This is a genomic window from Sporolactobacillus sp. PKPK-6 (genome assembly GCF_056678885.1).
The window spans coordinates 1,694,016-1,714,572 of the sequence record NZ_JBWXPA010000001.1 but is presented as its reverse complement, the minus strand read 5'-3'; the positions used below and the strand labels follow the sequence as shown (position 1 = coordinate 1,714,572).

At 45.6% G+C, this 20,557-nt stretch carries 20 protein-coding genes and 8 tRNA genes; 24 read left to right on the top strand and 4 right to left on the bottom strand.

The genetic code is table 11. The annotated features are described in order from the left end of the window. From phnC to AC1MBV_RS08320, 5 genes are all read left to right on the top strand, one after another. Nucleotides 1-804: a phosphonate ABC transporter ATP-binding protein gene (gene phnC, locus AC1MBV_RS08340; protein ID WP_255749314.1), complete on the top strand. Its 804-nt coding sequence runs from the start codon at nucleotides 1-3 to the stop codon at nucleotides 802-804. Beyond that, a complete protein-coding gene (locus tag AC1MBV_RS08335; RefSeq protein WP_255749315.1) occupies nucleotides 804-1,589 on the top strand; it encodes an ABC transporter permease subunit in 786 nt (261 codons plus the stop codon). Before phnC ends, AC1MBV_RS08335 begins: the two co-directional genes overlap by 1 nt. Continuing rightward, nucleotides 1,589-2,440 (top strand): PhnE/PtxC family ABC transporter permease, encoded by an 852-nt coding sequence (locus AC1MBV_RS08330; protein ID WP_255749316.1) that lies wholly within the window; start codon nucleotides 1,589-1,591, stop codon nucleotides 2,438-2,440. The genes AC1MBV_RS08335 and AC1MBV_RS08330 overlap by 1 nt, the downstream gene beginning before the upstream one ends. A 446-nt stretch (nucleotides 2,441-2,886) precedes the next feature. Next, nucleotides 2,887-4,089 carry an aminotransferase-like domain-containing protein gene (locus tag AC1MBV_RS08325; RefSeq protein WP_480948093.1) on the top strand — a complete coding sequence of 401 codons (1,203 nt, stop codon included), beginning with the start codon at nucleotides 2,887-2,889 and terminating at the stop codon, nucleotides 4,087-4,089. Nucleotides 4,090-4,183: 94 nt separating this feature from the next. Beyond that, nucleotides 4,184-4,435 carry a PepSY domain-containing protein gene (locus AC1MBV_RS08320; protein WP_255749318.1) on the top strand — a complete coding sequence of 84 codons (252 nt, stop codon included), beginning with the start codon at nucleotides 4,184-4,186 and terminating at the stop codon, nucleotides 4,433-4,435. Between the two features lie 53 nt (nucleotides 4,436-4,488). On the opposite strand, the gene AC1MBV_RS08315 is transcribed toward AC1MBV_RS08320, so the two are convergent. Further along, entirely contained in the window at nucleotides 4,489-5,478 is a 990-nt protein-coding gene (locus AC1MBV_RS08315; RefSeq protein WP_480948092.1) for a DMT family transporter, read from the bottom strand. A gap of 469 nt (nucleotides 5,479-5,947) precedes the next feature. Here AC1MBV_RS08315 and AC1MBV_RS08310 point away from each other — a divergent pair, with 469 nt between their 5' ends. The 13 genes from AC1MBV_RS08310 to AC1MBV_RS08250 all read left to right on the top strand — a co-directional run bounded on the left by AC1MBV_RS08310 (nucleotide 5,948) and on the right by AC1MBV_RS08250 (nucleotide 10,437). Beyond that, nucleotides 5,948-6,373, top strand: coding sequence for a universal stress protein (locus tag AC1MBV_RS08310; RefSeq protein WP_255749320.1), 426 nt, complete (start codon nucleotides 5,948-5,950; stop codon nucleotides 6,371-6,373). 133 nt (nucleotides 6,374-6,506) lie between these two features. Beyond that, entirely contained in the window at nucleotides 6,507-7,325 is an 819-nt protein-coding gene (locus AC1MBV_RS08305) for an AAC(3) family N-acetyltransferase (protein WP_255749321.1), read from the top strand. A gap of 565 nt (nucleotides 7,326-7,890) precedes the next feature. Further along, a complete protein-coding gene (locus tag AC1MBV_RS08300; RefSeq protein ID WP_255749323.1) occupies nucleotides 7,891-8,019 on the top strand; it encodes a hypothetical protein in 129 nt (42 codons plus the stop codon). Nucleotides 8,020-8,267: 248 nt separating this feature from the next. Continuing rightward, nucleotides 8,268-9,077, top strand: coding sequence for a M15 family metallopeptidase (locus AC1MBV_RS08295; RefSeq protein WP_480948091.1), 810 nt, complete (start codon nucleotides 8,268-8,270; stop codon nucleotides 9,075-9,077). Nucleotides 9,078-9,175: 98 nt separating this feature from the next. Continuing rightward, the gene (locus AC1MBV_RS08290) at nucleotides 9,176-9,334 is read left to right on the top strand and encodes a hypothetical protein (RefSeq protein WP_255749325.1); all 159 of its coding nucleotides are present in this window, start codon (nucleotides 9,176-9,178) and stop codon (nucleotides 9,332-9,334) included. A 372-nt stretch (nucleotides 9,335-9,706) separates the two neighbouring features. Further along, nucleotides 9,707-9,778: transfer RNA gene (locus tag AC1MBV_RS08285), tRNA-Glu, on the top strand. Nucleotides 9,779-9,782: 4 nt separating this feature from the next. Next, nucleotides 9,783-9,858 (top strand) — tRNA-Val (locus AC1MBV_RS08280). 6 nt (nucleotides 9,859-9,864) lie between these two features. After that, nucleotides 9,865-9,940: transfer RNA gene (locus AC1MBV_RS08275), tRNA-Thr, on the top strand. A 24-nt stretch (nucleotides 9,941-9,964) separates the two neighbouring features. Further along, nucleotides 9,965-10,049, top strand: a tRNA-Tyr gene (locus tag AC1MBV_RS08270). 21 nt (nucleotides 10,050-10,070) lie between these two features. Continuing rightward, nucleotides 10,071-10,143 (top strand) — tRNA-Lys (locus AC1MBV_RS08265). A 26-nt stretch (nucleotides 10,144-10,169) separates the two neighbouring features. Then, a tRNA-Leu gene (locus tag AC1MBV_RS08260) sits at nucleotides 10,170-10,255 on the top strand. Between the two features lie 28 nt (nucleotides 10,256-10,283). Further along, nucleotides 10,284-10,358, top strand: a tRNA-Gly gene (locus AC1MBV_RS08255). A 6-nt stretch (nucleotides 10,359-10,364) separates the two neighbouring features. Beyond that, nucleotides 10,365-10,437: transfer RNA gene (locus AC1MBV_RS08250), tRNA-Ala, on the top strand. Between the two features lie 163 nt (nucleotides 10,438-10,600). On the opposite strand, the gene AC1MBV_RS08245 is transcribed toward AC1MBV_RS08250, so the two are convergent. From AC1MBV_RS08245 to AC1MBV_RS08235, 3 genes are all read right to left on the bottom strand, one after another. After that, on the bottom strand, nucleotides 10,601-11,794 hold the full coding sequence (locus tag AC1MBV_RS08245) for an Acg family FMN-binding oxidoreductase (protein ID WP_480948090.1): 1,194 nt from the start codon (nucleotides 11,792-11,794) through the stop codon (nucleotides 10,601-10,603). Then, a complete protein-coding gene (locus AC1MBV_RS08240; RefSeq protein ID WP_255749337.1) occupies nucleotides 11,795-12,442 on the bottom strand; it encodes a TetR/AcrR family transcriptional regulator in 648 nt (215 codons plus the stop codon). It lies immediately after the preceding gene. Nucleotides 12,443-12,649: 207 nt separating this feature from the next. Continuing rightward, the gene (locus AC1MBV_RS08235; RefSeq protein WP_255749338.1) at nucleotides 12,650-12,847 is read right to left on the bottom strand and encodes an aspartyl-phosphate phosphatase Spo0E family protein; all 198 of its coding nucleotides are present in this window, start codon (nucleotides 12,845-12,847) and stop codon (nucleotides 12,650-12,652) included. Between the two features lie 271 nt (nucleotides 12,848-13,118). Between AC1MBV_RS08235 and sigW the strand changes: the two genes are divergently transcribed. The 6 genes from sigW to glmS all read left to right on the top strand — a co-directional run bounded on the left by sigW (nucleotide 13,119) and on the right by glmS (nucleotide 20,174). Continuing rightward, complete coding sequence (gene sigW, locus AC1MBV_RS08230) at nucleotides 13,119-13,697, top strand: RNA polymerase sigma factor SigW (RefSeq protein ID WP_480948089.1); 579 nt, start codon at nucleotides 13,119-13,121, stop codon at nucleotides 13,695-13,697. Beyond that, entirely contained in the window at nucleotides 13,694-14,077 is a 384-nt protein-coding gene (locus tag AC1MBV_RS08225; protein WP_255749340.1) for an anti-sigma factor family protein, read from the top strand. Before sigW ends, AC1MBV_RS08225 begins: the two co-directional genes overlap by 4 nt. Before the next feature lie 162 nt (nucleotides 14,078-14,239). Continuing rightward, nucleotides 14,240-15,058 (top strand): diadenylate cyclase CdaA, encoded by an 819-nt coding sequence (cdaA, locus tag AC1MBV_RS08220; protein WP_255749341.1) that lies wholly within the window; start codon nucleotides 14,240-14,242, stop codon nucleotides 15,056-15,058. Further along, nucleotides 15,051-16,340 carry a CdaR family protein gene (locus AC1MBV_RS08215; RefSeq protein ID WP_255749342.1) on the top strand — a complete coding sequence of 430 codons (1,290 nt, stop codon included), beginning with the start codon at nucleotides 15,051-15,053 and terminating at the stop codon, nucleotides 16,338-16,340. The genes cdaA and AC1MBV_RS08215 overlap by 8 nt, the downstream gene beginning before the upstream one ends. Before the next feature lie 116 nt (nucleotides 16,341-16,456). Beyond that, on the top strand, nucleotides 16,457-17,812 hold the full coding sequence (gene glmM / locus AC1MBV_RS08210; RefSeq protein WP_255749343.1) for a phosphoglucosamine mutase: 1,356 nt from the start codon (nucleotides 16,457-16,459) through the stop codon (nucleotides 17,810-17,812). 556 nt (nucleotides 17,813-18,368) lie between these two features. Continuing rightward, nucleotides 18,369-20,174: a glutamine--fructose-6-phosphate transaminase (isomerizing) gene (gene glmS / locus AC1MBV_RS08205; RefSeq protein WP_480948088.1), complete on the top strand. Its 1,806-nt coding sequence runs from the start codon at nucleotides 18,369-18,371 to the stop codon at nucleotides 20,172-20,174. Nucleotides 20,175-20,557 lie beyond the last annotated feature (383 nt).

Genomic DNA, 20,557 nt, shown 5'->3' with positions numbered 1-20,557 from the left:
ATGACAACGTTACTGGAAATGAAAAACGTTTCGAAAAAATACGGAAACGGTACTGTAGCGTTATCAGATGTGAGCTTCTCCGTCAATGAGGGAGAGTTTGTTTCCGTTATCGGTCCATCCGGTGCAGGGAAATCAACGCTCCTTCGTTGCATTAACCAAATGATTCAGGCAACAGACGGAGAAATCATTTTTGATGACGTCAATGTAATGGGATTTAAAGGGCGCGCACTGAGACAAATGCGGACGAAGATGGGCATGATTTTTCAAAACTACAACCTTGTCGAACGACTGTCCGTCATTGAGAACGTGCTGCACGGCAGACTCGGCTATAAATCAATGCTGGCAGGATCTCTCGGTTTGTTTACTGATGATGAAAAGCGGCAGGCTTACCGCTTATTGGAAAAGCTCGGGCTCAAAGAACAAATCTATCGCCGTTGTGATCAGCTCAGCGGCGGGCAGAAGCAGCGTGTCGGTATTGCCAGAGCATTGATTCAGAATCCGAAACTGATGCTTTGTGACGAACCGATTGCTTCGCTTGATCCAAGCTCATCGAAGACAATCATGGATCATCTCAAAGATATCTCGGATTCATTGAAAATTACTGTGTTGATTAACTTGCATCAAGTGGATGTAGCGATGAACTATGCAGATCGCATAATTGGTGTTAGTAAGGGAAGCATTGTATTCAATGGTGTTCCATCTGAACTGACGAATGACAATATTAAGGCAATCTATGGTTCCGATGCGGAAAAATTGATGATTAATGTTGAGGATCAGGGCCGGATGAAGGCGGCGGAGAAATAATGAGTCAGACGTTTTTTTTTAAAAAAAGAGTTCGATCGCTCGTCATCTTTTGTGTCGTTGCCTTAATATGCTTTGCTTCATCGGTGATGACTCAATTTGATCTGTCACAAGGAATCGCTGCTATTCCAAAAGCGATTGTATGGGGATTTTCTAGTTTCTATCCGACCGCGGATTCATTTGTCTATCTCTCGGAAATCTGGGTAAAAATGCAGGAGACTCTGCTTGTCTCTATTGCTGCAGCAGCGACAGCAGCCATTTTTGCCTTCGTCTTCGCCGTTTTCGGTTCAAGGATTACAAAGGTGAATGGTTTTATCGCAATGTTGAGTCGCGCTTTTGCAAATCTTTCCCGAAATATTGATGTCAGTGTCTGGTCGATTGTACTGCTGCTTACCTTTGGGCAAACACCGATTACCGGATTTTTTGCGCTTTTTATTGCGTCATTTGGCTTTCTGACCCGTGCTTTTATGGAAACCATCGATGAATCGGGAACCGATCCGGTCGAAGCGCTAAAGGCAACCGGCGCGGGGTATGTCCCGACAATTTTTCAGGCAGTCGTCCCCTCAAGTATTTCACAAATCATGAGTTGGATCTTGTTTATGATTGAGACCAATATTCGAGCAGCAACGTTGGTAGGCATTCTGACTGGTTCCGGTATCGGTTACATCTTTGATTTGTATTATAAACGGATGGACTATCACACGGCGAGTCTGGTGGTCATTGTCATCGTGATTTCAATTTTGCTTATTGAACAAATATCCAACTATATAAGAAGGGCGATGTTGTAATGAAAGCATCACCAAAACTGACTAACGATGTGTTTGCCGCCACGGATCGTTTGCCGCCAATTAAGCTAAAGAAACTGACTAAGTCGAATATCGTCATTCGAACAACAATGATTGTTTTGGCAGTTTTAACGGTTTATGGATTTGTGACTTTCAATAATCAGAAACTAAATTTCTGGCAGAATTTGTTCGCAACATTTGCGAATTTCAGAACAATTTTTTTCCAGCCGCATTTTAATCATTTTACTTTTTCTCAAGCATTCGAAGGTGTGTTGATAACATTGGCACTTGGTTTACTGACAACCATTGTTGGTGCTGTGGTCGCTTTTTTTCTATCGCTGCTTGCTGCTGAGAATTTAACGAATAAAACGATCTCGAATAGTGTGAAGACGCTGGTTGCTATTATTCGTGCGGTGCCAACCGTTCTATGGGTGTTGATCTTTGCCATTGCGGCAGGACTAGGCAGTGTCGCCGCTGTTATTGGCATGTCCTTTCACTCCATTAGTTATTTAACAAAGGCGTATTCGGAATCATTTGAAGAACTCGATGAGGGAGTGATCGAGGCGTTAAAGGCAACCGGTGCCGGTTGGTGGCAGATTGTCTTTCAATCGATTGTCCCGAACTCCCTCACGTCACTAATCTCATGGACCTTTATGCGATTTGAAGTGAATTTTGGTGTCGCAGTTGCGATGGGTGCGGCAGCCGGAGCAGGGGGTATCGGCTATGAGATGTTTATGTCCGGCGTGTTCTATTTTGATATTAGAGAAATGGGGACGATCACTTATTTTATTCTTGCCATTGCGATTATTCTTGAGATTATCTCAATACAAATCAAAGCAAGAATCAGAGCATAATCGATTGTTTTCATTTGTGTTCAGTTTATGTCTAGATACATGCGCTAAAGTGATTCGTGGGTAAAGTCATTTGTTTACCCCCGAGTATTGAGCTGTTTTATTGGCTCTTTTTTTATACCGAAATGTCTTGATCATGGTACAGGTTCAGATGTTCAGATTGCGAGCAGATGGAGCATGTACACTGATTTCGGGTAGTTTTTATGATCTCTATCCCATAATTTGGGCCTATATAATAGGCTCTTTTTTTGTTTCAACATTATATAAAGAAAAATTATTATAATAAAAATATTTTTTGATTATCGTCTAGCCAGGGCCAATTGTTTTTCATTATAATAGAAGCATGTGTTAAAGGAAGAGATACAATTAGAGAGACTCTTCGTAAATCAAATCATCGGACAGGTTGCTGCATATCAGAAGTACCTTTAGGAGCAGGAGAGGATCTATTAATGAGGAATCTGGAACCGTTTCGTTTTTCAAAACGCTTTAACGATGTGCCGTTAATCGGATCAGCTTTTGCCGGTGAACATCCGGGGCTGATCCCGCTTGCTTTTGGCTTTCCCTACCCCGCTTCCTTTCCAATCGACCGATTGGCTGAATCCGCTGTGACCGCATTGAAATCAGAAGGAACAGAGGCACTTCAATATTCGGGAGGTCCGGGTCAGAAGAAAATTTTGGAGTGGATTCGCGAGCGCTCGCGGCTGCGTTCGATTGAGGTTGAAACGGATCATATTATGATCACTTCGGGATCCAATCAAGGAATTGATCTGGTTGCGCGAACCTTGACGGATCCCGGTGATTCGGTGTGGGTAGAAGCGCCGGTTTACTTTGGCGCATTGCGTGCTTTTTATTTGGCACAGAATGAATTATCCGCATTTCCGGTCGACGGTGACGGTCTGCGTGTCGATCTCGTTGAAGAAGCATTGATTGAAGCGGCTGCCGGCAGACGTCCAATGCCGAAATTCATTTATGTGCTGCCGAATTATCATAACCCGGCAGGCGTAAATCTCTCGGTTGAGCGACGTAAGAAATTGGCTGCACTTGCTTACAAATATAATTTTTACATTATTGAGGATGACGCCTATGTGGAATTGAATTTTGATGGCGGCTTTCTGCCTTCCATTTATTCATTCGGGCCGGAACGCGTCATCTATATGAGTACCTTTTCAAAAATTATCGCTCCGGGTATACGAATGGCTTGGGTGATTGGCGATCCGGAAGTTCTGAACCTGATCAAAATTGTAAAAACTGAGGGGCTGACCAGTGTTTTGATGCAGGAAACGGTCAGTACGTTCCTTGAAACATCGAACTTCGATGATCATTTGAAACCGCTTGTTGACGGTTATCGAACCCGCCGCAATGCGATGGTGAAAGCGATCAGCGACTTCTTTGGCAGTGAGGTATCGTTCGAAAAACCGGAAGGCGGTTTCTTCCTGTGGCTGACGTTCCCGCCGGACATTGACACGACTCGATTGCTGCATGACGCTGTTGAAGCCGGTGTCAGCTTTGTCGACGGCAAGTCGTTTTATCTCGACCGCAAGCCGACCAATCATCTGCGGCTTGCCTTCAGTTTTTGCGATGAATCCCAGATTCGCGAAGCCATTCGTATCCTTGCCAAAGTGTACCGGAAACAGAAGAATGCTGTCTGCTGATTGACGCCAACCTGTATTGTTAGGCCGTTGTCACGAGAAATTGCTCCTCATCATATCTTAAGAGAAGCGGAAGCGATGAGGAGGTCGATTTCTTATGTACGGCAATAATCCCGCATATCGAAATGAGAATCAATACGTGAATGGATATCGACAGCGAATTACGGCGCAACAGGCGGCGGAGATCGCTGTAGCCAGAGTTCCCGGCCAGATTATCCATGTTGATCTAGAATTAGATAATCATCTGCTGAAATATGAAGTATATGTGTTGACCGATCAAGGCGTTGTTTATGAGGTGGAAATCGCCTCGAAGGACGGCCGAATTTTAAGTGTTGAAATGGAAAATTAAATTGGGAATAAAAAAGATGCCGGCCCGGAAATGGGTCGGCATCTTTTAGAAATTTATCTGACGTGCGCAGTATTTGTGCCTGCGACAGCCTTAAGCTGCGATTGTTTCTCAAGCTTCGCCTGACGATTGTCTGAGATCAACTCAACGCATGATCCGGCAAGAATCAGTACAATACCTGACAGAACATTCAGCGTGATGGCTTCGCCAAGAATGAATAGAGCGAGAATCGGAGCCAAGGCCGGCTTAATGAAGAAAACCAGCGAGGCTGTTGATGCCGACGTTTCCTCCATCGCGAGAAAATAGAAGCTGAATCCAAGTCCGGTAACAAATACACCAAGGTAGATCAGCGCCGGAACTGTACTCCATGAAATGCCCTGAAGCACCGGAATACGTGCGAATTGACCAAACCCCGCGCTTTGCAGCCAGTTGGCTACGAAACCGATTTTGGTAATCAGAATCAACACGAGCAGTTCCATGCTTCCGGTTAAGAAGCTGAAGCTGCTCTGAACAACGCCGTCAAATCCGTACTTCAGACTGCCCTTACGTCCAATGATGCCATACAGCGCGAAAGTCACTGCCGCAATCAGCGATAAGGTGATACCGGTGACATTCGTCAGATTCTCAGGATTGACGATGAAAATCATACCGATCAGGCTAATAAGGAGTGACACAATGGAAAGCTTCGTCAATTTTTCCTTCAAGAAGAAGTAAGCGAATGGGATTACGAAGACGGCGTTGCAGCTAAAGAGAATGGCAACGGTAGACGCCTTCGAGTAAACAATGGCCATTTGAAAGAATGTCATGCTGACCACAACGCACATAAATCCCGAAAACAGAAAGTAAAGCACCTTGCTTTTATCAAGTGTAAACCCACTTCCCTTTAAATGACGAAGAGCAAGCGGAGCCAGAATAATCGAACCGATTAAGAATCGCAAAAAGTTTAACTGCATCGGGTTAAACTCGGTAGCCACCAGCTTAATGGCAATTTCCATCGTACTAAAGAACAATGTAGAAAAAGCAATAAAAATTAACCCTTTTTTCATGATATAACCTCGATTTCTCACCATATTTTTAACACTATTAAGAAAGAAATAGTGTAAGGCTAACTATAGCTCTGCCCACGCCAAAGGATGGACTTCGCCAAGTTAACTTTAGGTGATCTGATCGCTTTACTAAGAGCCGCGAAAGACCGGCATGCACAAGACTAAATGAAAACGATATCAACTAATACTTGCTGCATCTGTTTCATCACCTACTAATATAACGCAGATATGAGAAAATGGTAAGAGGCGAATGCAAAAATGTACACTTAATATCAGTTTCATCATGATTGCTGCGCTTTTTTTAATGAGGAAACTTGTGGTAAAATAAAAGGGGCAGGGAATGTTCAAGAACAGGGAAACACAGTTTCACCCGTTAATGATGGTCCATGGTTGTTCGTCAAAGAATGACGCATAGATCCCCCCATTTTGAGCAGCTCTGCGTCTAAATGTGAGAGGGGCGGTGACCGGTATGTTATTCTCGAAAATCCTGGTTTCCTATGATGATTCTGATCTGGCAAAGAAAGCATTGCAAAGAGCAGCTGATCTGGCACGGCTCGATGAACGTACGGATCTGGATGTATTAAATGTCGTGACGGTTCCAACGAATCAATTTATCGTCGGCGATGTCTATCGCGAGGTCCGTGAATCAACACTTAAGTATGGACATGAAGTGGTGAGCCGGACAGAGAGTGTGCTTGACGCACTTCCCAATGCGACACATACATTCGTGAAAGAAGGTCAGCCGGTTCGGACAATTCTTGACTTCGCAAGCCAGAACGGCTACGACCTTATTGTAATCGGCAGCCGAGGTTTGAGCGGTGTCAAAGAATTTCTGGGGAGCGTCAGCCACGGAATTGTTCAACGTTCAAATGTTCCTGTATTGATTGTTAAATAAACGGGTACAATCGTTTTAGAAACGAACAGAAGCTCGTATTAAGGAAAGAGGCACTTCCTATGGGGATTTCTAGTCAAGGGAGTGCCTTTTACTTGTTGCACAAAAAAGTAATATAAAAGGATGGTTATCAGTCATGTCCGAGGCGGAAGTCATTCAGCAAAGCAAGCATGCGATTACGCGCTCATTGCTGATTAGGGATTTACGAAAAATCGGTTTAGGGGCAGGAATGACAGTTATCGTCCATTCTTCTCTGAGCCGGATGGGATGGATCTGCGGCGGTTCTGTATCACTCATCTCGGCACTTCAGGAAGTGGTGACATCGGCGGGCACACTGGTCATGCCGGCTCACAGTGCCGATGTGTCCGATCCGGCGGATTGGGAGAATCCTCCGGTGCCATCGACATGGTTTCACAGCATTTATCAAGAGATGCCGGCATTTGATCCGCGCCGGACTCCGACGTTCGGAATGGGGCAGGTCGCAGAGGCCTTTCGCTCGTTTCCGGACGTACGCCGCAGCAATCACCCAATCTATTCCTTTACCGCTTGGGGCGAGGGCCGCGATGCAATCCTTGCGCACCATTCGCTTGACGACGGGTTAGGAAAAGAATCGCCGCTTGGGAAACTATATGAACGAGATGGTTATGTTCTGCTGCTTGGCGTCAGTTATGGTAACAATACATCAATGCATCTTGGCGAATACATGTCCGGAAGGCTTGAACGGGTAGAGCGATCAAGCCCCGTGCGTATAAAAGGACGTCGGCAGTGGGTGACGTACCAAGACGGTGAGTACCATGAAGAAGCGTTTGACGCCATCGGTCAAGCGTTTGAGGAAAGCCAACTTGGAACAGCCGCACTTCACAAGAAGCATGTGGGTCAGGCTCCGTCTCTTTTAATGTCGCAACGTGCCATTGTGAATTTTACTTCAAGCTATATAAGGAAAAATGCTGAATGAAGAAAGCGCCCAATCTGAAAAATAAGCGGATAAATTCCGCTTAATTAGAAAATGAAGGGAAAAGCCGCTTAAATAGACGGAGGAATTCCGCTTATTGAATCGAAAAACGGGAAAATGGCGGGTTTTTCTTTGAATAAGCGGAAAAATTACCCTTATTTACCTATGAAACGAGCGCCAAGATGCAAATAACCGGAAAATCTCCGCTTAATTTATCCTTAATGAAGGACCAGAATGCTTAATGAACCAGAAATGTTTGCTCAAGTACAAGGTTGATGAACCTAAACCGCATTTGGAGTTAAGGAGAGTTTTCGTATATGGTGAGAAACGTTCGCTAAGTACGTCCTCAGTACGCAATGCGTGAGCCTCCGCGTGCTGCGGAAGTATGGACCGTGGCCCGATTTTTCTCAGTTCTAAAAGAAAGTAAAAAGAAACGAAGATCTGGCAGATATCAGAGAAATTGACCGAATTAAGCTTTTTACATGATCTTAAAAAAGACATCATATCTTCTTAATAGTGATGGCCTATGATTAACGTATCAAAAGGAATGATTGAGGAGATGAAAATCATGGATTTTAAACAATCGAATGATTTTTCCCAAAATGAAGCATCCGTCAAATTGAGTCGAAAATTGTTGCTTACCAACATTGCCTTGGTTCTGTCCATTATCATTAATGTAAAGCTTTTCCTTGGCTAATTTTATATATTTCAGCAATAACCCCTATAACTCACACTTGCAGAATCCAAAATTTGGATTCTGTTTTTTATATATTTTCGGCGGAACATTTCATCACGCGAGGGACATTCTCCCGTTCCCATTTTTTCTATATGCCTTGATATTCATGGCCCATTTCGAATACATTAAAAGGTGTACACAAAATTCGACACGATTCCACATAAATTATTCCTTTCAACTTTAAACCAAATACAATAATGGAGTGCTCTATGAATAAAAAAATCTATGCTGCAGGTGCGATAGCAGCTTTATTAGGGTTATCTGCATGCGAACAACTTCCTTGGACACATCCATCGGGATCCGGTTCATCGCAGCAGCAAAAACAAAAGCAAAATTCATCCTCATCTCAAGGCGGGACACTGAAAAAAAGCAGCAACACCGATTCATCAAAAAATACGGTGTCTGCAATGAGTCAAAGCGGTGTGCACGTTGTCGCTGATCCTGAAAGCACGCTTGTTTTGGTCAACAAATACTTCAAGCTGCCGGATAATTATGTACCAAGCGATCTTGTTGATCTTGATATCCCATTTATTTTTTCAGGGAAGTCGGAAAAGAAGAAAATGCGTGCCGCTGCCGCAGAACCGCTAAAAGAAATGTTCACGGCGGCAAAACAGGACGGTGTGCAGCTGGCAGGCGTGTCTGCGTACCGCTCGCATAAAACGCAAGTTGCTTTATTCAATTATTATGTCCGACGGGACGGTGAAAAAAAGGCAGTGAACTACAGTGCGCGTCCTGGGACGAGTGAGCATGAGACCGGACTTGCGATTGATGTTTCAGGGATTAATGGAAAGTATGCTGCCACACAGGAATTCGGAAAAACACCTGAAGCAGCCTGGTTGGCGAAGCATGCACAGGATTACGGTTTCATTGTCCGCTACCCAGAGGGCAAGAAAGCAGTCACCGGATATGAACACGAGGCATGGCATCTCCGGTATGTCGGACTTCCTGCATCAAAAAAGATCGTGGAGAAGCACCAAACGCTTGAAGAATACCTAAATGAAGTGCCGGTGAGCGATTAAAAAATTGGCAGTGATTGACGTTCATTGAATGAGCCGTAGAGGTTAAGCTATATCTGTCCGGATCGAAAGGACAAATTCTTAATGGTGGTGGACAGAAAATGAAACAGGGAAACGGAATGATGCCGCTGATCGCATCGATCGGCATCGGTGCGGCTTGCTATCAGATGATGAAGCCGAACAACAAGGTCGGACAAGCAGTAAAAGGCCGGATGGACAAAATGATGCATCAGAAACAAATGTTTCCTGAGAACAACTGACTTGTGGGAAAAGGAATCCATAAAAATGGGTTCCTTTTTCTTTAGTGATTGAGTAGGTATCAAAGAATAAAAAAACGAATTTTGTGCCATGATGAGAACACATAAAGAGGGAGAATAATGCGAGTCCACAAACAGGAAGGTCAGTAAATGCATTTCAGTTTGGTGACGATTGAACTCAGCTAAAGCTGAATCAGGTAGGCTCATTTGCTGCTTTTTGAGCGATCTCTGGTTCTAAAAAGAACTCGAAACGACTATAAATACTAGGTTTTAGCATGTCGATAAATAGTCTGAATAAAATGGCTTCTTATTTTTGCTTTACAAGGAATGGGATTCTGTATATAATAAAAAACGTCGATTGCGGCGGACAAGCATGGCCCGTTCGTCAAGTGGTTAAGACACCACCCTTTCACGGTGGGTTCATGGGTTCGAATCCCGTACGGGTCACTTTGGAGGATTAGCTCAGCTGGGAGAGCGTCTGCCTTACAAGCAGAGGGTCATAGGTTCGAGCCCTATATCCTCCACCATATTAAGCCGATCTAGCTCAATTGGTAGAGCAACTGACTTGTAATCAGTAGGTTGGGGGTTCAAGTCCTCTGATCGGCACCATTAGCTTTACGTTTTTATTTTTCTGGAGGGATAGCGAAGAGGCTAAACGCGACGGACTGTAAATCCGTTCCCTTAGGGTTCGAAGGTTCGAAACCTTCTCCCTCCACCATAATTCATTAATTTGTGTTGTGGGCCATTAGCTCAGTTGGTAGAGCATCTGACTCTTAATCAGAGGGTCGAAGGTTCGAACCCTTCATGGCCCATTTATTTTTTTCTCTATTTTGGTTTTGCGGGTGTGGCGGAATTGGCAGACGCGCTAGATTCAGGTTCTAGTGGGCTTTACGGCTCGTGGAGGTTCAAGTCCTCTCATCCGCATTTAATTAATTTCATATTTGTTTGTTTTGCGGAAGTAGTTCAGTGATAGAACATCACCTTGCCATGGTGGGGGTCGCGGGTTTGAATCCCGTCTTCCGCTCCATTATATGGGGCCTTAGCTCAGCTGGGAGAGCGCCTGCTTTGCACGCAGGAGGTCAGCGGTTCGATCCCGCTAGGCTCCATCAAAGCTTCATACATACAAAAAGGGATTTTTGCTTAAGAGCAAAGATCCCTTTTTTGTGTATAACAGAGAATAAAATAGTAGTAGTCATTAGAAATTATTGGGGTTCGTTACAACTTTATTATAATCCAGCTGATTAACAATTTTTTTCAATCCTATCTTTATTAATTCCGAACCAGTTCCATAACATCTTGGCGCATACTTTGCGGGACATTTTTCGTTGGTGTTCCGATTCGGACAAGCATTTGAATGGTTTGTCCTTTTGGTGCGTAGCTCTGGTGAATGCCTGTATATTGCGTGTTCATTTCAGGGTACTCTTCTAACGCTTGGCTGACCGGCTGTGCGGCGAGACCGAGGCTTGCAGCGGTCAGCGTCAGCCTGCTGTAAATCATGCCGCTTTTGACCTGGCTGACACGACTGTTGTCATCGGATGAAATCATGGCATATGCGGGTGTGTGCTCAAGTGCCGCCTTCGTCGATTGAATCATGAGATCAGAAGAAGCCTTGGCATTATTAAGGGAAGGAAAAAGTGTGATCAGGCCCTGCATGAAGTAGAGCTTGAATCCGGAGGTACCTTGACCTTCAAATGAAAACCCATAACGCATTTTGTTTTTTTGCGATTCATTCGCACGAAAAATGGCTCCGGCCTCGTCCATGACGCGGCGAGTATCTGCCTCAATTATTGCACTGTCCAATGCGAATTTTCCGAGTGCTTTCACATCGGCTTTGTCTTGATAAATTTTTGTTTCAATTCTACTGTCATTGAGGGCTTCCAAGGCGTCAATCTGTGCGGAACTCAGTTTTGTCGATTTGTAGGGCTCTCGGTTTGTGTCCGGAATATAAATAGCACGGAAAAGCGGGTTCTGCTGCGGTTGCGCTCGTTTCAAGGTAATTTTTGCAACGGGTTTGACGGACATACTTTGTGCGAGCTGCTGTTCGTTGTATGAACCGTCAGGAAACAGGGTAATGGTTGCGGGATAACCAATCGATTGACCCGCGACCGCAACGTAGTCCAAAAAGGTGCCCTGCGTCACCATCATTTGGCGCGCATAAGGATCGGCTTTCGGTGACATTCTGCTCGCGTCTGCATAGAGGTAGAACGTCATGGGATCGTCTTTGTCGAGCTTAATGATCCAAGGCTGCATGTTGTGCCCGTTGGCGGCGAGAAGCCCGTAAGCTGCCAACCGAATACGCGGGTCTTTGAAATGGGCGGCGTAATTTTTGTTCCATGGCTGCAGATACGTCTGATTCTGAAACAAGCCGCCGGCAAGAAGGATGGCAGCGAGCGCCAGTAAAATGAGGATGATGAAGCTCGAAATGCTGATGATGATCATTTTTTTCACGCCTTTTCTTTTCACTTAAGCACCTCCATGGTCATTGCAAATGGACCGGATGATCAATTCAAAAGCGTTGTCAATGAGCGTTCCGGATGATAGGGAATGGTAATTCTCCAAATAATTTGTTTTCAGCTTTGCCGTGTTCAAGACTCCGCTCATACAAGACCATAAGATAAGGGCTGTTTGTTCGGAATCCAAATCGTTACGGAATACACCTTCCTTCTGTCCTTCTTGAATTAAGAGTGCCAGCCTCTGAAAGACGACCTCACCAAGCGCATAGCATTCTTCTTTGGAGGAATCCGGTACACCTTTTTGGAAATCGGCAGCGCTGTTCTCATATGAAAAGATGGCTGTGAAATACTCCGGGAAGCTTTGGCTGAACTGATAAAAGGTATCCGCCATTTGTTTAAGACGCTCAATGACGCCTAACGTTTGATTTTCGTCATCAAGCATAGAGATCAGCTGTTTATAACCGCAAATCATGATCTCAAAATGAATCTGTTCCTTACTATTAAAGTACATGTAAAGTGTGCGTTTGCTGAAATGCGCTTCACGACACAGGTCGTCCATGGTTGTACGGTCATAGCCTTTGGAAAAGAATAGGTGTTCAGCAGCGTCGATGATGGCTGTTCTTTTCTTTTCCTTCTGCAGTGTTCTTTTTGATGGCAAAATATCGCTCCTGATCACATAAAAGTAAACTGTTGGTTTACTTTTATTGTTAAATAAAAACTTGCTCCTGTCAAGAGGAACAAGCCGCTTGTTTGTTTTAGAAGGCTTGAATTATGTTATAATTTTAATGTCTGCAGACTGCAGGAAGTTTTTTGTACAAAAAAAGCATAAAAGATTAAAGATAAGCGGTATCTAGTATAAGAAAAACTAAGGCCTAACCGGAGCTTGAAGACTTGACCTCGTCAAATTCTGTCTTCGGACGAGCCGATCATACTGATTCAATAATTGATCAAGATGATGGCTCATATGCTGGATTTCCGGCGAGGTAAGCGGTTGATAACGAGCAGCTTGTGACATCACATTGCGCAGTGCTTCGATTTTTTTGATGAGTTCTTGCTTGTCCATATGTTCCACCTCCAGGCTTCGGTTCTTGCTTAACTATTGAATTACCCCAACAGAATTTTTTCAAACGAGCGGCAACATTTGAAGGATTGACGGCCGGATCCTTCGTTTTTAAGACGAATAACAGCTCATGAATAAAGTGATAAATAAGCCCTGTCCAGCGACTAACTATATGAATTCAAGAACAGACTGTTTGCGAAAAAGCCTCATGACATCAATGAAACTTGGTACGAATGAAATGCGTAGTAAATAATGCTTCAAATGAGAGGTAAAAATGGATCAAAGTGAGAAGCGACTGATTAAAAAAATCAGAAAAGGGGATCAGCAAGCATTTGCCGAGCTTGTGGAACGGTATAAAAACAGCGTGTTTGCCATCTGCCTGCGCATGGTCGGTAATGCTCAGGAAGCTGAGGATTTATCCCAGGAGGCGTTTATACGCGCCTATAACCATATCGATCAATATGATCACGAACGAAAGTTTTCAACCTGGCTGTTCCGAATTGCGACGAATCTGTCTATTGATTTTTTGCGGCGCAGAAAGAATGTTGTCTCGCTTGATGCTGTCGTTCCAGGTACGGAAGGTCTTTCACTGAATGCAATGCTGCCTGATGAAGGTGAACAGCCGGAAGATCGGATCGTGCGCAAAGAGACTGAAGAAATGGTGCAAGGTGAAATTAAGAAGCTGCCTGAGAAATATCGCTCGGCAGTCGTCTTAAAATATATTGAGGATTTGAGTTTGAAAGAAATCAGTGAAATTATGGAAATACCGGTCGGTACGGTTAAGACGCGCATTCACCGTGGCCGCGAAATGTTAAGAAAAAATATGATGGCTGAAGGGGGAGGGCGAGCGTGAGTTGCGCCAGTAAAAAATATGTATCTTTAATGAATAAGGTTCTGGACCAGGAGGCAACCGAACAGGAGAAACAGGTATTGTTTGAGCATCTTGCCACTTGCGATGAGTGCCGCGTTCATTTCAATGAATTGAATGATTCAACTGAATTGCTGCGCAGGCTGACCCACCCGCAATTGCCGGCCGCTTTTACGAAAAGTGTTTTAGATCATCTGCCGCCTGACAAGCGGAACGTGATTCGCAAATGGGGAAGCCGTCATCCGGTTCTGACCACGGTTGCCATCTGTGCGCTGCCGATGTCGCTGGTCGTGATTGGTGCCAGACGCCAGACAAGAGACAGAAGCGGCTATGCACTTGTAAAAGTATCGGGCGATCAGACCTGAGACTGCCTGTTCATTTTTTTGAACGGCAAGTCATAAGATAAGAAAGACGAGCCGATGCGCTTATTAATTTTTCGAAAATTAGGTTTACACCCAGGATATACAGAAACAATAAGATTGTCGGCGCGGTTAGAGAACTACGGCTGATTTGGAGGATGAAAAGCCATGTCTTTGTGGACTCATTTCAATATTCTAAACTACTTGACAGATATCATTGACGTTTTGATTGTCACCTACGTGATTTACAAAGTGATCATGATTATTCGAGGCACAAAGGCAGTTCAGCTGGCGAAAGGTATTCTTGTCATCATCGCAGTGTGGTTTCTGAGCAGCCTTTTGCAGCTGCGGACGCTGGAGTGGATTTTGAACAATGCCATTACCTATGGATTGTTCGCGATTATCGTCATTTTTCAGCCGGAATTGCGCCGCGTGTTGGAACAACTCGGTCGAGGGCGTCTGTTCTCTAGAGGCGTCGTAGTTGAGGAAGAACATAAACAAATGGCGGACGCAATTGTCAAAGCGTCCTCTTATATGGCAAAGCGCAGAATCGGAGCGTTGATGTCCATTGAACGCAAAACAGGACTTAATGATTATATTGAAACCGGAATTCAGCTTCATGGGAACCTGACACCTCAACTGCTGATTAACATATTTATTCCGAACACGCCACTGCATGATGGTGCGGTTATTATTCGTGGCAACGAAGTCGTTGCGGCAGCATGCTACCTGCCGCTCTCGGAGAGCCCGTTTATTTCGAAGGAACTTGGGACAAGGCATCGAGCGGCCATGGGCGTCAGCGAAGTAACCGATTCTTTAACCGTTGTTGTGTCTGAAGAAACCGGGGGCATCACGGTGACGAAGAACGGAGAAATGTTCCGCGAGATCGGTGAGGAACGCTTGAAAGAAATGCTCCAGCATGAACTGGATGAATCGGAGAATCAGCCGACCGTTCGCTGGAATTGGAGAGGTAAGCACAATGGATAAACTTTTGAATAACAATTGGTTTGTCAAAATTGTATCCTTTGTCATGGCTCTTATGCTGTACGCCATTGTATCATCGGGCGACGGTACATCATCGGGAAGCCCTTCCAATGTGGCTGTGAATCCGTCACAGCAATCGGCAGTGGTGACACAAAAGCTGTCTGTACAATATAATCAGAACAAGTATGTGGTCAGCGGGGCGCCGCAGACGATCAGTGTCCGTCTGACCGGCTCCAATGAATCAATTCTGAAGGCAAAATTGCCGAGCACGAAGAGTGCCTATTTGGATCTGACGGATATGAAGCCGGGCACCTATGATGCCCGCGTCCAGACACGCGGCTTTCCGTCAGGGCTGACTGTCCGCCCGACTCCGAAGACTGTTCGGGTAACGATTCAGAAGAAAACGAGTAAAGAGCTTCCAGTTGCCGTTGATATTATCAATAAGAGTTCGGTTGCAGACGGTTACGCAGTTGGTGATCCGGTTATTGACACTCAGAATGTCACAGTTACCGGCGGTGAAGACTCCGTGGACTCGATTGCGTTCATTAAAGGCGTAATTAATGTTAAAGACGCGAATGCAACGATGGATAAAATGGTTACGCTGCATGCATACAACAGCAACGGTGATCAAGTGAATGTGACGATCAATCCTTCATCGGTTCATGTTCGCGTGCCGATTGATAAAGTGTCGAAACAATTGAGTATCAAGGCAGTGACGACGGGTACGCCGGCTAAGGGATACAGTGTTTCATCGGTCGAACCCTCTGCGAGCGATGTGACCGTAACGGCTCAGGATGCGGCAGCACTTAGCCAAATTACAGCACTCGATCCGTTGTCTGTGTCTGTGGATGGTTTAAAAAAGAACAAGACGTTCTCGGTAACAATTCCTGTTCCGTCAGGGGCAAGCAAAGTAGATCCGGAGAAAATAGATGTTACGGTTCATATTGTTAAAGAAACAGCGGCTGATAGTGACGAAAGCAGCAGTTCCGATTCTGGTTCAAGTTCAAGTACGGACGAACAAACGAAAAAACTGACGAATATTCCAATAAAGGTAACCGGGCTTAAGGATGGCTTGAAAGCGACCTTCAGCAATGAAGATCATGTAAGCGTCTCGGTAACCGGCCCTTCTCAGGATGTCGATCAATTGTCCGAAAGTGATGTCCAGGCGCAGGTCGATTTGAGCGGATTGGATGCGGGTGATCATCAGGTTACTGTTGCAGTTAGCGCAGCGGACGGTTTAACTGCAAAGGCAGATCCGAAAACGGTGAACGTCAGCATCAGTTAACGGTTCACGGCCTGTTACTTTTTGAGGGGTTAGAACATCCCTTTGACAGAATGCGGCACGGAGTTTACAATAAAGCGGCGGAATTTGGACGAGGAAAGATAGGAGCGATCGAAATTATGGCAAAGTACTTTGGAACAGATGGAGTCAGAGGTATTGCAAATCTCGGCTTGACACCTGAATTAGCTTTTAAATTGGGGCGGGCAGGCGGTTATGCATTAACGAAGACGACTGAACATCCGAAGGTTCTGGTTGGCCGGGACACGCGTATTTCCGGATATATGCTGGAAGGCGCGCTGATCTCCGGACTATTGTCTATCGGCGTTGAAGTGATGCGTCTTGGTATTATCTCAACGCCTGGCGTTGCCTATTTGACGAAGGCGATGGACGCAAGTGCCGGCGTGATGATCTCTGCATCGCATAATCCTGTTGCCGATAACGGCATCAAGTTCTTTGGCAGTGACGGATTTAAGCTGAGCGACGAGGTTGAGGAAACCATTGAAGCATTGCTGTCTAAAGAAAAAGATGATCTGCCAAGACCAATCGGCGGTGACTTAGGCACATCCAGCGACTATTTTGAAGGCAGCCAAAAATATCTTCAATTTTTGAAACAGACGATACAGGAAGACGATTTTTCCTCGCTCAAAATCGCACTCGACTGTGCCAATGGATCGACGAGCTCGCTCGCCCCGCATCTTTTTGCTGATCTGGAAGCAGACATTGTCACAATAGGGACATCACCAAATGGTAAAAATATCAATGAAGGCGTCGGCTCGACACATCCGGATGCTTTATCTGCACTTGTTGTGGAAAAGGCAGCCGATTGCGGACTTGCATTTGACGGCGATGGCGACCGCTTGATTGCTGTTGATGAGCTGGGAAACATTATTGACGGCGATAAAATTATGTATATCTGTGCTACCTATTTGAAATCAAAAGGAATGCTGAATAAAGATACATTGGTAACGACCATTATGAGTAATCTTGGCTTGTACAAGGCACTTCAAGCGGAGCAAATTGAAACAAAACAGACGAAGGTCGGCGACCGTTACGTTATGGAAGAAATGCGCGCCGGCGGTTACTCACTTGGTGGTGAACAATCGGGACACATCATCTTCCTTGAACATTCGACAACGGGAGACGGAATGCTGACAGCTCTGCAGCTGGTCAGCATCTTGAAAGCCAGCGGTAAAAAGCTGTCCGAGCTTGCCGCCGGAGTACAAACATATCCGCAAAAATTGGTCAACATCCATGTTGCCGACAAATTCCATGTAACGGAAAATCCGGAGGTCGCTCAATCGATCAAGGATGTTGAGGCCGATATGGCCGGCGACGGACGCGTTCTGGTGCGACCTTCAGGTACGGAGTCACTTATTCGTGTAATGGCTGAGGCACCGACTGAGGAAGCATGCGATGCTTATGTCGACCGAATTGCTCAAAAGGTTGTTGAAGCAGTTGGCGGCGAAATTCAATAAAATAAGACGAAATAAACCAGCGGTCAAAGTCTCCACTTTTGGAAAATAATTTTTCTGAATTTGGGCGGGCATTATGATCGCTGTTTCTGCGAATTTATAACTGTTTGCCATTTTCAACTGAGACGGGAAAAGATGACCATAGAAAATTTAATCCCGTGGTTGCCGGACATGGCTTTGCTGAATAGATATATTGAGTAAGAAAAAGAATCCCACTTCGAAGAAGATTGACGCACAGATCAGATTAAAGTAGTATGTGGGTAACTCGAGAAGGAAAGCGAGGGTCGGATAACTGAATATTAAGCGCCTGGACTATTCTCTCGAACGGAGATTTACGGAATAGTTGACGAGGAAGAGGTTTATCGAAGGATTCGGCGGATACCTCTCGGAATGCTTGCAACCGTTAGCACGCGCACAAACCAGGAAGGCAACTTTCTGTACAGAACCCGTGCTGCAGGCACATAGGCAATAAAAATAAAAAAAACAAGTGGGGCAAGACTGCCCTATCTGATGAATAGAACATCTTTGAAGCACCTTGCCTCACAAGGAGGACGATCCTATGTGTGGTATTGTAGGCTATATTGGCAACGAAGATGCACGTGACATTTTACTTAAGGGACTCAGCAATCTCGAATACAGGGGCTATGATTCAGCAGGAATCGCGCTTTTGAATGCAGATGGTGTCCATGTTTTCAAGGAAAAAGGACGGATCGCCGTTCTTCGTGAATCCGTGGATCCTGCCGTTCACGCAACGCTTGGTATCGGTCATACACGCTGGGCAACACACGGCGAACCGAACAAGCGCAACGCGCATCCGCATCAGAGTGCTTCAGGCCGATTCACCCTTGTTCACAATGGTGTAATTGAAAACTACAGTCAGCTGAAGGCAGAATATCTGTCCGACGTTACCATGAAAAGCGAGACGGATACCGAAGTCGTTGTACAGCTGATCGAAGTTTTCGCAAACGAAGGTCTGAGTACGGAAGCAGCTCTGCGGAAAACGCTGAAGCTGCTTGACGGCTCATATGCGATTGCACTGGTTGACGCGGAAGACAGCGACATGCTCTATGTAGCGAAGAACAAAAGCCCGCTTCTGATCGGACTCGGAGATGGCTTCAATGTCGTAGCAAGTGACGCGACAGCGATGATCCAGAAGACGAAGCAGTACGTTGAGCTGATGGATGAAGAAGTTGTCGAATTGACTCGTGACAGCTACACGATCATGGATCTCGACGGCAACAAAAAGACGCGCGCGCCTTATACGGTTTCCTTCGATGCGCATGACACGGAAAAAGGTGCTTATGCTCATTATATGTTGAAGGAAATCGACGAACAGCCGGCCGTGATGCGCCGTCTGCTGCAGGAATACAGCGGCAAGGACGGAGTCGTTACGCTTGATCCGACGGTCACGAAGGCCGTCAGTGACGCAGACCGAATCTACATCATCGCCTGCGGCACGAGCTATCATGCCGGACTCGTCGGCAAGCATCTGCTTGAGACCGTTGCCGGAATTCCGACCGAAGTGCATATTTCGAGTGAATTCTCCTATAATATGCCGCTTCTCTCGAAGAAGCCGCTGTTCATCTTCATCTCGCAGAGCGGCGAAACGGCCGACAGCCGTGCCGTACTCGTCAAAGTGAAGAAGCTCGGCTATCCGACACTGACCATGACGAACGTCGAAGGCTCGACTCTGTACCGCGAAGCAGATTACAAAATGCTGTTGTTCGCGGGCCCGGAAATCGCTGTCGCATCAACCAAAGCGTATACAGCTATGATCGCCGTCTTTGCATTTATCGCCGTTGCTTCTGCTCAAAAGACAGGCAAGAAACTCGATTTCGACCTTGTTCATGAGATGAGCATCGCCGCACAAGGCATGGAGCAGATGATCGATGAAAAAGCGCTGCTGAAGGAAGTCGCACGCGAATATCTCTCGATCACACGCAACGCCTTCTATATCGGTCGCGGACTCGACTACTACGTCTGCATGGAAGCCTCGCTGAAGCTGAAGGAAGTTTCCTACATCCAAGCAGAAGGCTTCGCCGGCGGCGAGCTTAAGCACGGCACCATTGCCCTGATCGAGGACGGCACACCGGTCTTCGCTTTTGCGACCCAGAAAAATGTCAACAACAACATTCGCAGTAATGTTGAAGAGGTAGCCGCTCGCGGCGCCCACACGTGCATCATCAGCATGGACGGAGTCACGAATCACGCGGAAGACCGCATCGTGCTTCCGAAAGTGCACCATGCCCTGACACCACTTGTTTGCGCAGTTCCCCTGCAGCTGATTGCGTACTACGCAGCCCTGCAGAACGAATGCGATGTCGATAAACCAAGAAACCTGGCCAAATCGGTTACGGTGGAATAAAAATAGAAACAGGCAAGTACACAAAATCGTGTACTTGCCTGTTTTTTATAAAATGTTTCCTGAGGATGATCTTGTTACGCAGTAAAGACGGACTGGCAATTATAGAGCGGGAAAAGTTAAACAGGTGAATCGATTATCTAGCAGGTGAGGCGGTTATTCAGCAGGTTAACGATTTATTTAGCAGGTGAGGCGGTTATTCAGCAGGTGAGCTGGTAATTTAGCAGGTGATCGATTCAAACGCATTTTATTCAACTCCAGGCTCCTTCCTAATTAGCATTTTCTAATAGTCGTTTGTATTATTTTGGCATATTTTTTAACCATGAGGTTTAAAAACAACAGTTGATAAGAGTTTATAAAAAAGCGAGTTTTAATCCTGCCAACAG